Source organism: Burkholderia sp. L27(2015) (assembly GCF_009765705.1).
GTDB lineage: Bacteria > Pseudomonadota > Gammaproteobacteria > Burkholderiales > Burkholderiaceae > LMUX01.
On sequence record NZ_LMUX01000016.1, the window covers coordinates 624690 to 639153 of the forward strand.

The window sequence follows — 14464 nt, forward strand, 5'->3', positions numbered from 1 at the left end:
GAGTGGCAGATGCGCGCGCAGGCAAAGCCTACGAGCGAATGCTGATCAGCGTGCTTTTGCGGAACTCGCTGGGGGACGTTCCATAACTGGCGCGAAAACTTCTGCTGAAGTGTGCCGAGTCGTTGAAGCCATTCTGGTAGGCAATCTCAGCGATGGTCAGCGTCGCCCAGAGCGGATTTTCCAGATCGTCGCGAGCGCGCGCGAGCCGGTGCTGCAAGATGAAATGGCCATATTGCAGCGCGCGGGCTTCGAACATTTTGTGGATGTAGCGTTTCGAAACACCCAGCGCGCAGGCACAGGCGTCGACGTCGAGTTCGGGATCGTGAATATTTGCCGCGATGTAGGCGCTCAACTGGGACCAGCGCAGCGGGTTGCAGGAGGTGGCCGATGCGCTCGATGCGCTCGATGCATTCGATGCATTAGGTGCACCGGTTTGCGCGCTGCCCGCGGCTTCCAGGTAGGCGGTCGAAAGCAATGCGACCAGCGATTGTTCCGCCATGGCCACGGTGTCCATGGTCATGCGCGCAAAGCCCGGCAGCGCGGCTTCGATAAACCGATGCACCGTTTTCACGATGCCCGAATCGGCTTGCGCGCGGCGCGGTTCGAACCGCGCATAGTGGGCCACCGCATGGCCGAACAAACGTGCAATCGGTAAGCGCACCATCAACAGCGTAGCCGGTTCCTCGATGATCGCGCTCGATGGTACGCGGGCGCGTCGAAACGTAATATCGCCTTTGCCGAACGCCATGCGCCGGCCATCTTGCGTGACGCTGCCGCAGCCGTCCAGGGCGATCAGCACGACGACGTCATCGCCGACCAATTCGCGCAGGTGGGCGCTGTCATGCCGCACCTCCTGATGCGAAAGCCTTACCGTGGCCAGTACGCCGCCGCCCGTGAGGCGGCACGCCTGGAGCTGGCCCGCTGTACCGCCCGTGGCGAGCGACACGTCGCCGGGCATCACGATGCCGTCCAGCGAACTTTGCCATTCGCCCGGGCCGTGCGCGGTAATTTCCTTCAGCGTAGGGGCGTAGGGCAGGTCAAGGCTCGCGATGTGACGCATGGGGAAGCTCCCGCGTTAAGCGACCACGCACGAATGTGGGGGGCCTGTCTGTCGATACGAATCGTGATTATGCGAAGTATTATTCTCCCGGGTTGGCCGATTGCCTAGAGGAATCTGCGCCGCGTCGTTTCGCGGTGAACGCTTGTATTGCGTTACCTGCTAGAGCCAAGTGCACCCGCTGGCGCTACACGAGGACGTCCGGCTCGTGTTTGATCACGCGCCGGCCGAACAGCGCGAAACTCGCCTTCACGACGCTGGGCAGCAGCAGGAAATCATGCGACTCGCGCGCCAGCGCCGGGTCGATGGGCGTGAGCGGCGCCAGCGAACTGGCCAGGATCTGACTGCGTGCGGCGCGCTCGATCAGCACGGCAAGATAAGCGGACTCTTCAAGCGATGGGGTCGCGGCCAGAAATCCGTGGTTCGCCAGCAAAATCGTGCGCTTGGCTCCCAATGCCGCGGAGATGACCTCGCCCTCGTTGTCGGCGATCGGCAGACCCGGCCATTCGCGCAAGAATGCGCAGTCGTCGAAAAATGGCGTTGCGTCCATATGCGCCACCTGCAGCGGCGTGCCCGTCATCGACAGCGCATTCACATACGGCGGATGCGTATGCACGATGCAGTTCACGTCCGGCCGGCGTCGATAAATCCACAAGTGGAAGCGGATCGCCGGATTTGCCATGCCTGGCCCTTCGAGTACGCGCATCGAGTCGTCGATGCGTATCACGTTGCTGCGGCTGATCTCGTCGAAGCCGTAAGCCATTGGCGTGCTCAGGAATGTACCGTCCGGCTGGCGCACGGTGATTTGTCCGGCGAGTGTCTCCGAGTGACCTTCGCGGGCCAGCATGCGGCAGGCGAGGGCCAGTTTCTGGCGCTCATCCCAGTTGCCCAATTCGAGCTTCTGATCCATTTGTGCGGCGATGCTGCGGGTCAGCGCGTCTTTGTCAACGGCCAGGGTTTCATTCATGATGGGTCTCCAAAAATGGGGTTTGCAAGGGCTGCATCGCAAGAGACGGCGCGAGCGCCACGAAGCACGCCCCGATCAATGCGCTGACAGCCACATAGATCGCGACCGCCGTCGGATCGCCGCCGTGCGAGGCCAGCAGCGCCGAGCAGATCACCGGGCTCATGCCGCCGCCGACGATCGCGCCGATGGCACCGATGGCAACGCCGGAAAAGCGCACGCGCGTATCGAACATGTCGGCGAAAAATCCGCCTTGTGGACCGTACATCAGCGGATGCACCACGCCCAGCGCAATGACCACGGCGAGCGTGATCATCGCGGGACTGCGCGTATTGAGTAAGCCGAAGTAAGGCCAGACGTACAGCGCACAGGCGATCAAGCCCAGCAAATACAACGGTTTTCGGCCGATTCGATCCGACAGCGCGGCGAACATCGGCACCGTGAACACGGCCACCGTAGCGCCGGCCATGACCGCGCCCAGGATCACGGGCTTCGGTATCTTCAGTTGCACGGTGACATAGGCGACCGTGAACAACAACACGAAAATCGACCAGGTGATTTCGCCCAGGCGTGCCATAAAGACAATGGCAATTTGGCGCCGCTGAGTGCGCAACAGGTCGCGCAGCGGAAAGCGCGCGATCGCATGAGCTGTTTTTCAATTGTTCGAATTCGCGTGTTTCCGGCAGGCGCGCTCGCGCCAGCAGACCGATCACGACCAGCACCGCACTAAACAAAAATGGCACGCGCCATCCCCAGGACAAGAAGTCGGGTTCCGGCAGCAACGAAGTCAGGAGCAGGGCGCCTGTCGAGAGGATGGCGCCGCCATAGCTGCCTGAGTTGCTCCAACTACCGTAGAGCCCCCGGCTGCGCGCGGGGGCGCTTTCGAAGCCGAGCACGATCGCACCGCTTTGTTCGCCGCCGATCGCGAAGCCCTGAAACACGCGCAAGGTCGTGAGCAGCACCGGTGCCCAAATGCCGATCATGGCGTAGGTTGGCAGCAGACCCACCAGCGTGGAGGCCACGCCCATGACCATGAGCGTGACCAGTAATAAGGTCTTGCGGCCGATGCGGTCGCCGAAGTGGCCGCAAATCAGCGCACCTGCGCCGCGCGCAAAATACCCCGCCGCATAGGTTCCCAGCGACGCGATGGTGCCTGCAAGCGGATCGAGATTTGGAAAGAAGATTTTGCTGAATACCAGCGCCGAAGCCGTGCCGTACAGCAGAAAATCGTATTGCTCGATCGCCGTGCCGAGAAACGCGGACATGAAGACATAGGGCCAGCGGGAACGCGCATCTTTTGACATGGGCACACCTCGATGCATCAGGTTAGGGTGCCTAAGCTTAGCTTTTACAAAATACTTGGGTTTGGACCTGCGTGAACCGGCGACTTGTCGTAAAGCGAACTACCCAAAAGCGAACCGCCGAGCCACTAGCCGACGCTGGTTTGCGCCGCCCGCAGCGGCAGCCACAGGATCAACCGCGAGCCGCCGGCGTTCGAGTCCCAATCGATGGTTGCGCCTATGGCTTCTGCACGGCGCCGCTGATTCTTCAGGCCACGGCCTTCGCCGCCCAAGGCGCGTTCGACCGAAAAACCGCGGCCGTTATCGCTCACCACCACCACCACGCCGTTCTTGTCCGTCCCGGTCACCACGTGGATCTCGTTGGCGCGGGTGTGCTTGATGATATTGGTAAAGGCTTCCTGCAGGATGCGCAGGATATGCAACGCGGCCGCGGGGTCGAGCCAATCGAGTGCCGGCACGTCCTCCACTTCCCAACACAGTGTGATGCCCGATCTCTCGAAACGGCTCGCCAGGCGGTAGCGCAGCTTCGCCAGCAGCAACAGCAAATTTGCCTCCACCGGTTCCATGGAATCAATCGTCAGTTTCAGGTCGTCTATGCATCCCTTGAGGATTTCGGCGATCTCCGCTTCGTCGAACTGGCCGCGCTCGACCGCCCATAGCGCGCTCATCAGCGACGAGCCCAGGCCGTCGTGCATGTCGCGCATCAAGCGCTGGCGCTCCAGGTTGATCGCTTGCCGCTGTTCCATTTCACCGAGGCGCCGGTAACTGTCGGCCAGCCAGGTTTCGCGCGCGACCACGCGATACTCAAGGCCGCTGAGCGCCTCGACCTGACCTATGGCGCTGGTGTAGCGCCGCAGCATAACGAATACCAGAACGAAGAACAGGCCTACGCCCGCGTAAGGCGTCAAATAATAGCGCTCGAAGTCGATGCGGTGAGCGGCGATCAGCCAGTCGTACACGCCGAACAGCAGCGAAATCGTGGCCCACAATGCGAGCAGCAAGCCATTGCTCGAGCGGGTAGCGCGGGCATCCCACAGGCCTACCGCAGCCAGCACGATCACTGCCGCCATCATGGCCAGATAGGCCAGCGGGCGTACCCACAACTCGCCGTGCAAGCCGGCGAAAAAGGGCAGCGTCAGCGAGGTCGACGCCACCGCCAGTGCGACGAACCCGCGCGTCACCCAGGGGTGCTTGCGTTTGTGCAATTGAACGAACACTAGATGAAACGCGAGGATTTGCCATGCCAGCGCGTTCAGCGATATCCACCCCAACCACTGGTCCGATACGCTCAAGCGTTCCAGCCCCGGATAAAAATGCCAGCGACGCACCGCATTGAGCACGGCGATCGCAAAAAACAGGAAGTACAAAGGCTCGCGTCGGCGCAATATCCACACCGCAAACGAAAAGAAACCGACCGCCAGAAACGCCGCGCTGCTCAGGTAGGGGAGCTCGTGCTCGATTGACTCGCGAGCCGAGTATTGCGAGGCCAATACGGTGCTATCGCCCACGTAGAGCGAAGAAAGCGCGCCGCGGCTTGCGGATTCGCCGTCCATCCGAATCAGGATGACGCTGGGCGGCCGCGCGTCCGTCGTTTGAGTCAGCGGTATCAGTAGCGATTGACGCGGGAACATGTCCAAGCCGGGGCTGAATGCGCGGTGATACACGAGCCGCGAATCCGCATACACCGCAAGTTCGCCTGCGCCTTGCCAGCGCACGATGTACAGGCTCTTGGTATCGGCATCGGGATCGGGATGGGCCTGTAGGGCGTCCGTGCGCACGCGGTACCACGTCGTTATTTTGGGCGCGCCCGCGTCCGTGCCGGGCGGCGCTGCGCGGCGCGGCACCAGTCGCCGCGGGCTCGAGTGCGGCAGGCTCACCCGTGTCCACGGCCCGGATAGCGACGCTTCGTCGACGGATGAACTGGCCGGCCCCATTGTGTTCGTCATCATTTCAGCCGAAGTCACATGGATGACCTGATTGCCATGCGCCAACTGATTTTGCTGAGCCAGCGCCGGACCTATCGATGCGCCCAAGCCTCCTGCTAGAACACAGCCAATCAACAGCCTGATGCTAATCCACCAAAAGTCCCCGATTTCGCGCTTCATAGATGGCTTCAGCTTTGGAGGTTACTTTGAGCTTGGTATAGATGCGTCGCACGAAGGTCAGTACGGTGTGTCGAGAGACTTGCATCATCTCGGAAATTTCATTGGCCGTAAAACCCTTGGTGACCAGCTCCAGCACTTCGGTTTCGCGTGCCGACAGCAGCGTGGTCTCGGCAGGCCCGTTGAATCGGGATCTGGGGGGAGGGGGATCCTGGGCACCTGATGCAATCGAAGCGGAATTCGACGTGGAATCCGAAGTATTTTGCGGCGCGGGCTGCGTGGCGTAGGTGGACGGCGTCGAGGAATACGCCTGACGAAAATGCTTGAGGATCTGCCGCGCGATCGATGGGCTGATGGGGCTGCCGCCCTCGCTCACGCTGCGGATATCGTCCAGCATGTTCGTAGGTGTACTGTCTTTTAGTAAATACCCTGATGCGCCGGCCTCGATGGCTTGGAGCACATGGGTTTCATCGGCAAATATCGTGGTGACCAGCACGCCGCAATCGGGCCATTTGACGGAGGCGGCGCGGATGATGTCTATTCCCGAGCCATCGGGTAGGCCCAGATCGACCAGCAAAACATCGGCCGCCGGGCGCTCCAGCATCAGCAGCCCCTGAGCTTGCGTGCTGGCCACTTCCACCAGCTTCATCGTAGCGCTGGCCTGGATCGCCCCGACAACGGCGCTTTTGAAACGAAGATCGTCCTCCACGAGAGCAACTTTAATCTGCGGATTGTCTGCATCTCTTAGCATAGGCATAGGATTGTGCGTGCAGCGAGCGCCTTGTCGCGCCTGGGTTTTGTTGGGAGCCGCGGCATTATGCACTCGCTGGCCGAGACATTTTGTACCTATTTCTAGCGACAGACGAATCTAAATTTTACCGTCAGCATGTTGAGCGTGATTAATGTCGGCAGCGTGAAGGTGCTTCATTAGCGCTTCGCTGCGCGTTTCTTCGGCAAATAACGCACGGCACAGTGCGTACTGCACCGCAGCAGATCAAGCACTCGCGGTATAGGCTCACTTGTCGGCCGCCACGGCCCTCGCCCAAAAGGCATCTCGATTTTCGATCGAGCCACCGGCTAAGCCGGGTGCATGACGCTGACACGACAGTGTTGGATTTAAATCACTAACAGAACATCAACACAAAATAAATACCAATTTGCAAAGAAAAATGTAAAGGTCTGGGTAAGTTACAGAATATTTCAGAACAAAAGGGGAGCTCGTTCTATAAGTATCAGGGGCGGACGGGCGTAGGTATTTCTTGTATATAGGTACCCACAATAATAAATGCGGGAAAAGACAAGAAAGTTGATTGGACCAAACACGGGAACTACAGGCCGCTTTTTTGAGCGGAACCGGGGCGGGATGTTGCGCCGGTGCCTGGGAGCTTGCGTCTTTGCGTTGCTAATCGGGCTGCTCACCCTGTCGGGGTCGCATAGCCGGAATGCCATCGCGGCTGTTCCTGTTCCTATGCCAGCGACGGCCGCGCCGAATATCGCATTTTTCTACGGGCATGACTTGCCGATCGGACAATTGCAAGCGTTCGACGTGGTGGTCATCGATCCTACCCAGGCAGAAATGCCGGCCGCCAATCTGGCGCCGCATACGTCCTGGTTTGCTCATTTGCAGGTGAATGGCCTTGCGAGCTCGGCTGCGGCCGATCCCGCCGGGTTCGTTAGCCAGGCGGTCGACCCGTTGTGGAACAAAGGGTATCGCGGCTTCCTGCTTGACGATGGCGCCGATCTGAGTGCCGATGCGGGCAACAGCGCCCAATCCGACGCGTGGCTGGCTGCCGCAGTGCGTGCGATTCATGCCAAATATCCGCAAGCGCAAGTGATGCTGCGTAATCATTTGGCTTTGGCCGCGCAGATGCCGGGCGATCTGTACGCGCTCGCAGTCGATGCGCTCTATCAAAAATACGACACCCACACGACCGCGTTGGACGCCGTGACCGAGGGCGCGCGCGCCGACGTGCTGCAGCGTATCCGGGCGCTGGCGCCGTTGCCGGTGGTGGCTATCGACTATTGCGCGCGCACCGATCTGGCCTGCCGTCGCGACACGGCTCACCGCTTGGTGCTGGCCGGCGTCACGCCGTTCGTCACGGACCCGACCTTGACGACTGTCGGTGTCGGCCGTATCGAATCGATGCCGCGCAAGGTGCTGATGGTGCAGACCCCGACCGAGGGCGAGCCGATCGATCTGACGACCGGTGCGCGCGATATCGCGACGCCGCTTAACTATATGGGTTACGACGTCGACTATGTCGATGTGAACAAGTCGTTGCCCGAGGGCATCTACAACGATCAATACGCCGGCATCGTGGTCTCGATCGACAGTACGGTGAACAACGGCGGTGTCTGGCGCCGCTGGTTGCTCGCGCGCATACACGAAGGCATGCGCGTGGCGGTGATCGATCAATTCGGTTTCGACATCGATCAGGCGACGGCAAAAGCGCTGGATCTGGACATCGTGCCTGGCGACGCACCGCTGAACGCCGTGCCGCAGATTGTCAGCAAATCGCCGATGATGGGTTTCGAAATCATGCCGCCGGCCGATATTCGCGATGCGCTGGGCATCCGCGTGGGCGCTTCGAGCAAATCGCTGCTGCGCATGAAGGTGGGCGACTACACCTACGATATGGCCGGCATGACGCCTTGGGGTGGTTTCACCTTGAGCCCTTATGGCGTGGCGAGTCTGGTCGCGATCGGGCAGGAGCGCTGGGCGATCCAGCCTATCGATTTCCTCAAGCAGGCGCTCGCGCTGCCTGATATGCCGGTGCCCGATGTGACCAGCGAAAACGGGCGTCGCCTGATGTTCGTGCACGTCGATGGCGACGGGTTTGCTTCGCGTACCGAGTTTCCTGGCCCGGAATACGACGGTGAGGCCTTGTACGACCAGATCTTCAGCAAATTCCCGATTCCCCAGACCTTGTCGGTCATTGAAGGCGAAGTGGGGCCGCAGGGCATGTACCCGAAGCTTTCGCCGCGGCTGGAAGAAATCGCGCGCAAGATGTTTGCTTTGCCCAACGTCGAGATCGGTACGCACACCTATTCGCATCCGTTCAACATGGAGCAGATCAATGGGGTTACCGGCAAGCGCATCGAAGGCAAGGTCAATCCGGACTGGGGCGGTGACGACGCGTTTTCGCTCGATATCCCCAACTATAAATTCGATCTGAACCGGGAAATCCAGGGTTCCATCGATTACATCAACAAGCGTTTGGCGCCTCCGGGCAAGCATGTGGTCGTGCTGCAGTGGCCGGGCGACGCGCAAGCGCCTGCTATCGCGCTGCGCATGGCGAATGCCGCCGGTGTGCTCAGTATCAATGGCGGCGACACCACCATTACCAAGACCAACAATAGCTGGACCAATATCGCGCCGTACGGCGTGGCCAAGGGCAAGAACGCGAACGAGTATCAGGTGTATGCGGCTGTGATGGACGAGAACGTCTACACGAACGACTGGACCGGGCCGTTCTACGGTTTCTCGCGCGTGCTCGAAACCTTCGCCATGACCGATCAGCCGATCCGGTTCAAGGCACTCAATATTTACTATCACTTTTATTCCGGCAGCAAACTCGCGTCGCTGCAAGCACTGCGCGGCGTGTACGAAAGCGTGCTCAAACAGAACGTGTTTCCGATCTATACGACCGAGTACATCCGGCGCGTGCTCGATTGGCGCCGCGTGTCGGTGGCGCGCGAAGTCATGCCTGGCGGCACGCGTTGGCTGGTGCGCTCAGGCGCGAACCTGCGGGAATTGCGCTGGCCGGCCAATCAGGGCGTGCCCGATCTGAGCACGTCCAGCGGTGTCACCGGTTATCTGCCCGGTCCCGGTGGACTGTACATACATATGGCCGACGATCAGGCGAGCTTCTCGATCACGTCGCAGCCTAGCGCGAAAGTACCGTACATCGCCGAAGCCGCCGGATTCGTGCGTCACTTCCAACGCGACGGCCGCAGCATGCAATTCGACTTCGGCGGTTATTACAAGCCGTTCGTACGGTTCGCCGACGCCGGAAGTTGTCGCGTGCAGGTCGACGGGAAAGCCAGGACGGGAGCCGCCCAAGCAGGGACGTTGCGCATCGACGTAGCAGGCGAGGCCGCACAACAGGTTACTTATCATTCGATCAAGGTGGACTGTGAATAACGACCGAGTGCGTATCAGTCCCATATGGTTGACCGGCGCCATCGGCGTCGGCATTGCACTGGCGCTCGCGGCCGCTTATCCGCGCGACAGCGTGCAGGCACGTCACCTTGCGTCCTTGCCGCCGAGCGAACTCTCGGTGGCGTATCTGGAGGCCTGGCTGCGCGTAAGCCCCAATTCCCCGGAATACCTGGGCTTGCTCGGCACTCAGTATCTGGGCCTGGGTAAGTGGGACGCAGCGGAACGTGTGGCTCAGCGACTCGAGGTGATGGGCGACGACGAGACGCATCGCCGCGGCGTGCTGCTCGAGTTGGCGGCGTCTGAACAACAAGCTTACGAAGTCAAGATCGACGATCCACGGCGGCCCGAACTGATGGTCCGCTACATCGGCTTGCTGGCGAGGACCACGCATGACAAGTGGGACGTGCCCATCATGCGCGCGTTGGCACAAAAATCGGAAGCGGCGGGCGCCACCGCGGTGATGCTGTTCTATTACCGCCAGTTAGCTTCAGCCGATACCGAGAATGCTTCGGCATGGCAGGAAAAATTGGGTGCCGCGGCCTTCGCCCAGCAATCTTACGTCGATGCGGCCAATGCGTATTTCGCGGCGCAGGATGCGGCCCAGACGGTGGACGACAAGCGTCGCTATTTCATCACGGCCCTCAAGGTGCTCGAATCGGGTAATGAGGTGGGGCTCGCTTGCGACGAGGGGGTCAAGCATGCAGGCTCCCTGGCGCAGGATCAGCAGACCCTGCGCTACTTGCTCGATCTGGCGCGGCAGGCCGGCCGGACCGACCTGATGGTCAGTTACGCGCGTGCATTGGCAAAACTGTCGAGTATCGATAATGCGGCAGGCCCGCAGTTGGCGGCGTTCGAGCCGGGCGAGAACCATGGCTTGCAATTGCTGCAGCAAGGGCGGCAGTCGCCGGTCTATCTCGACGGGTTCGCAGGCTTGCAGCGTTTGCGGCAGTTGGGCGGCGCACGGTTTTATCGGGTTGCGGCCACGACAGCGACCACCGCAGTGGGGACGACGGCTGGCACCACGGTAGCGGCCACGACCGGGACCACAGCAGGGACCACGACGGTGCCCGCCGCGGGGACCACTGCGGCAACCAAAGTAGCCGCCACCACGGCAGGAACCACCGCAGCACCCGCAGGAACTGCAGCAGCAGTAAGCACTGCGGCACCGGCAGGAACCACCGCAGCAGCAGCCACCGCAGCGCCCGCAGCAACCACAGCGGGAAGCGCTACAGCAAGCACCAACAAAGCAGCGGTCACGGGCAACGATTACGACCTCGCCTACAAGGCGTTCGTCGAGAGCAATCGCCTTGACGACGCCGAACAACTCGCCCAGCAGGCATTGGCTCGCCACCTCGATCCCTTGGTGTGGACCCGGCGACTCGCACAGGTGGCCCAGTGGAATAATCATCCGGTGGTCGCGCTGAAGTACTGGAAGGAGTATGCACTAGCGTCGGGTAATGACGAAGCCTGGAACAATGTGCTCAAGCTGGCACCGCAGCTCAACGACGACCAGGCCTACCTGGCGGCCTTGATGCATGCCGCGCAGCAGTCGCCCGGTAACCTGGGCCTGCAGGATCAAGTGGTCGATACCTACGAGCGCCTGGGTCAGCCGCAGGAAAGCCTGAGCTACCTGAAAAGCCATGCGACGGGCACACTGCGCCGGCCGCTGCTGGAACGCTATGCGCAAGTGGCCGAGCGCCGCGGCGACGACGATGACGCGTTGCGCACTTACCGTACGCTGCAGGCCGAATTCGGTCCGAGCTCGCAGTACGCGATGCTGATCGCCACCATCGAGTTCCAGAAAGGGCATATGCAGCGGGCGCTCTTGGCGCTGCGCCAGGTGCGCGACAAGGTCGGCACGCGCAAGGAAGACGCCCCGTATTGGCAGACTTATGCCGAACTCTCGCGTCTGTCGGAGCAGCAGGACGACACCAACTATGCCTATAAGCACTTGCTGGCAACGGGGGAATCGAACGCGGTCGACCTGACCGAGATGACGAATTTCTATGAAGGCTATCCGATCGATGCTGGTCGGGTTGCCGAATTGCAATTTCGCAAGGATGGCTCCGAGACCGCTTTGCAATCGGCGATGTACTTCTACACGGTCGCTCGCGCATGGCCGCGCATCGAAAGCCTGCTTGCGGGATTGACGCCTGAGCAGCGCGCGATGTTCGAGCATTCGAGCACGCTGCTGGCAGACCGCGCCGAATACTATCGTCAGATCGAACGCTGGGATGCTTCGCTCGCCGATTTGCGCATCGCGGCGCAATTGCCGGGTGCGACGGACGAGACGCGTGTGACCTATTTGTGGGCGCTGGTCGATTTCGGCAACGACGACGAGTTGAACGCCGCGGTGCGCCGTTGGCAAGATACCGCGAAGAACAACGCGGCCTACTGGGGCGCGTTCGGCGCGGCCGAGCTGCGTCTGGACAATCCCGTCGTCGCGCTGAAGTATCTGCACGATCAGGCGGCGCTGTCCGACGACGATCCCTTGTGGATGTTATCGCTGGCCGATGCACTGGAACAGGCCGGTCATCCCGACGAAGCCTGGCGCGTTCGCCGCTCGGTATGGCGCGATCTGCAGACTGCCGCGGCCGGCAACAAGCCGGGTTCGACGCCGCGTTCGGCACGCCGTTCGACCTCTGCGCAACGACTGACGGTTGCGACCGGCACGACGCCCGACGCAGCGGCGGAAGCGCGCGCGGCTCGTGTGGCCCTAAGCCAAACGTTCGCCAATGGCGATCGCTCGCGCGATATGCTGATTGCGATGCTCGAGGCAGATCGTCGCGACGCCAATAGCCCAGCCGTCGCCCAGTCGTTATTGGGTGGCACGATCGCCGGTTTGCCCGACGATACCAACGTCATCCCGGTCACCGCTGCAGGCGCAGCAGCAGGTAATGCTGCAAGCGGTTCCGCCGGCAAACCGGGCCAGAAGACGGCGCCGTCCAAAGCCACTGCCGCAGCACCGTCACCGGCGCAAAAACGCCTGATCAGTGCAACCGCCAAGGATGTCACGTTGGCCTGGGCGGTGAGCGGGGAGCACAACGATCTGGCGCGTGCGTGGCTCGGTCAGCAATATGCCAATCGCCTGTTGCGCCCGGCCGATTCCGAAGTGACGCTGGCCTTGGCCGAGAACGATGCGCCCGCGCTCGCTCGCATATTGGATAGTCGTGCAGGCCGTGTACCGATCGACAGTCGTGTCGACGCGCTCGACCTGATCGGCCGCACGCCCGCTGCCGAGTCGACCGCGTTCAAGGCGGGCCAGAATGCGCCCGAGAGCGATGATGCCCATCTGGCGATGACAGAGACACTGATGCGCGATCGCGTGAGCGTGGGCGGCGATGTGATCGCCGTGCGCGAGAGCCCGATTGAGTACATCGAAAGCTCGGTGACCGGCGGCGTGGTGCTGACCAACGGCCTGGACTTGATCGTCGACGCGCTGCAGCGCAATCAGCGCTCGACCGATACGAGTACGCTGGCCTGGATACCCGCACACGATCGGATCTTCGACGTGACGCTGCGCAACGTGAATATCGATCGCGATTTGACCTTGACGGTGGGGCATCGTGACGAATTGAGTTCGTTCTACACGGCGAACGTGCATGGCGAGTTCAACCGCAACGGCGCGTTCACGACCAACTTCACCTTGGGCGTGAATCAATTTACCGACATCTCTCCGGAAATGCAGGTTGCCGCGACCAAGGACATGTTGTTGCTCGGTGCGCAGTGGAACACCGACACACGCATCTTCGCGCAGGCTAGCCTTGAGGGCGACCGCTACCACGCGCAAGACCGCAGCTATCTTGGGCAAGGCCTGATCATGACCGGTGAAGTCGGCTACCGGATACGCACCGATTACCCGGACTGGAACATCCGCCTGATAGCTGAGCGCGGCACGTTCTCGGCCGGCAATAATGCCGTGGCCTCGTTGAACAGGTTGTTACCGGCAGGCAACACCGCGCTGGCGTCGGATTTCCTACCAGAAAATGTCGACCAATACGGAATCATGACCGGGTTTGGCACCGACTATGAAACCAACTACACGCGCGCTTGGCGGCCCTACCTCGACGTTGGTCTGATACACGACAGCAATCAGGGCTGGGGTCCTCAGGTCAGCGTCGGCGTGGCGGGTTCGATCGTGGGCAACGACCATGTCCGAATTTACTATTCGCATGAAGCGGTGGCGGGGAGTGGCGCATCTGTGACGCAGATCGGCATTTCCTATCGTTTGTACTATTGATGGTTAATGTTTTTGATTTCAACACCAAGTAGTTTGACTGACAATTTAACGAGAACCGGGGAGCAAAATCATGAAGAGATTAGGCGGGCACAAGATTTTCGGCTGGGCCGGGGCAATACTGCTGGTATTGCTGACCGGTTGCTCGACGATCAACGCGGGCAATCCGCCGGCGTTGAGCAAAAACGACACCTGGGCATTGCTGCCGATTGCCAACTACACCGAAACGCCTGAAGCGGGCAAGCGCGCCGAGAGCATTGCGGCGAGCATCATGCAGCAGCAGGGCTTCGCTACGTTGGCGATCTATCCCGGCGAGAACGAAGCCGATGCGCTGCTGGGCGGCAACAGCAACGCCGTGAAGGCGCAAGCGCTGGACTGGGCACGCAAGACCGGCGCGCATTATGCGCTGGGCGGCTCGGTACAGGAATGGCGTTATAAAGTGGGCGTGGACGGCGAGCCGGCTGCCGGCGTAACCTTCTTCGTAATCGACGTCAATTCGGGCAAGGTCGTCTGGACCGCAACGGGTAGCCGCAGTGGCTGGAGCCGTTCAAGCTTGGCCGGTGTAGGCCAAAAGCTGATTCAGCAACTGCTGGCGTCATTGGCATAACTGCTGGCGTCATTGGCATCATAGTAAGGAGCTT

General features: G+C 61.1%; 8 protein-coding genes and 1 pseudogene. 3 read left to right on the plus strand and 6 right to left on the minus strand.

The features are described 5' to 3' along the window. Positions 1-28 precede the first annotated feature (28 nt). From GSQ77_RS10730 to GSQ77_RS10750, 6 genes and pseudogenes are all read right to left on the minus strand, one after another. Entirely contained in the window at positions 29-1060 is a 1032-nt protein-coding gene (locus tag GSQ77_RS10730) for a helix-turn-helix domain-containing protein (protein ID WP_158901828.1), read from the minus strand. Between the two features lie 184 nt (positions 1061-1244). Then, positions 1245-2024, minus strand: a complete 780-nt coding sequence (locus tag GSQ77_RS10735) for an aldolase (protein ID WP_158901830.1) — start codon at positions 2022-2024, stop codon at positions 1245-1247. Then, positions 2017-2598, minus strand: coding sequence for an MFS transporter (locus GSQ77_RS29460; protein ID WP_254067549.1), 582 nt, complete (start codon positions 2596-2598; stop codon positions 2017-2019). The genes GSQ77_RS10735 and GSQ77_RS29460 overlap by 8 nt, the downstream gene beginning before the upstream one ends. A gap of 133 nt (positions 2599-2731) precedes the next feature. After that, positions 2732-3343, minus strand: a pseudogene (locus GSQ77_RS29465) (MFS transporter); the annotation flags it as partial. A 107-nt stretch (positions 3344-3450) separates the two neighbouring features. Then, positions 3451-5427 (minus strand): sensor histidine kinase, encoded by a 1977-nt coding sequence (locus GSQ77_RS10745; RefSeq protein ID WP_158901832.1) that lies wholly within the window; start codon positions 5425-5427, stop codon positions 3451-3453. After that, entirely contained in the window at positions 5393-6181 is a 789-nt protein-coding gene (locus GSQ77_RS10750) for a response regulator transcription factor (RefSeq protein ID WP_158901834.1), read from the minus strand. Before GSQ77_RS10750 ends, GSQ77_RS10745 begins: the two co-directional genes overlap by 35 nt. 711 nt (positions 6182-6892) lie before the next feature. On the opposite strand from GSQ77_RS10750, the gene GSQ77_RS10755 reads away from it, so the two are divergent. The 3 genes from GSQ77_RS10755 (at position 6893) to GSQ77_RS10765 (ending at position 14430) form a co-directional block, all read left to right on the plus strand. Continuing rightward, a complete protein-coding gene (locus GSQ77_RS10755; RefSeq protein WP_158901836.1) occupies positions 6893-9568 on the plus strand; it encodes a sugar ABC transporter in 2676 nt (891 codons plus the stop codon). Further along, complete coding sequence (locus GSQ77_RS10760; RefSeq protein WP_158901838.1) at positions 9561-13826, plus strand: tetratricopeptide repeat protein; 4266 nt, start codon at positions 9561-9563, stop codon at positions 13824-13826. Before GSQ77_RS10755 ends, GSQ77_RS10760 begins: the two co-directional genes overlap by 8 nt. Before the next feature lie 70 nt (positions 13827-13896). Continuing rightward, positions 13897-14430: a penicillin-binding protein activator LpoB gene (locus tag GSQ77_RS10765; protein WP_158901840.1), complete on the plus strand. Its 534-nt coding sequence runs from the start codon at positions 13897-13899 to the stop codon at positions 14428-14430. Positions 14431-14464: the final 34 nt, after the last annotated feature.

Excerpts from the sequence above, each read along its gene's own strand:
- GSQ77_RS10765 (WP_158901840.1), top strand. The coding sequence starts at position 13,897 with ATGAAGAGATTAGGCGGGCACAAGATTTTCGGCTGGGCCGGGGCAATA.
- GSQ77_RS10750 (WP_158901834.1), bottom strand. The coding sequence starts at position 6,181 with ATGCCTATGCTAAGAGATGCAGACAATCCGCAGATTAAAGTTGCTCTC.
- GSQ77_RS10735 (WP_158901830.1), bottom strand. The coding sequence starts at position 2,024 with ATGAATGAAACCCTGGCCGTTGACAAAGACGCGCTGACCCGCAGCATC.
- GSQ77_RS10755 (WP_158901836.1), top strand. The coding sequence starts at position 6,893 with ATGCCAGCGACGGCCGCGCCGAATATCGCATTTTTCTACGGGCATGAC.
- GSQ77_RS29460 (WP_254067549.1), bottom strand. The coding sequence starts at position 2,598 with ATGGCACGCCTGGGCGAAATCACCTGGTCGATTTTCGTGTTGTTGTTC.
- GSQ77_RS10745 (WP_158901832.1), bottom strand. The coding sequence starts at position 5,427 with ATGAAGCGCGAAATCGGGGACTTTTGGTGGATTAGCATCAGGCTGTTG.
- GSQ77_RS10730 (WP_158901828.1), bottom strand. The coding sequence starts at position 1,060 with ATGCGTCACATCGCGAGCCTTGACCTGCCCTACGCCCCTACGCTGAAG.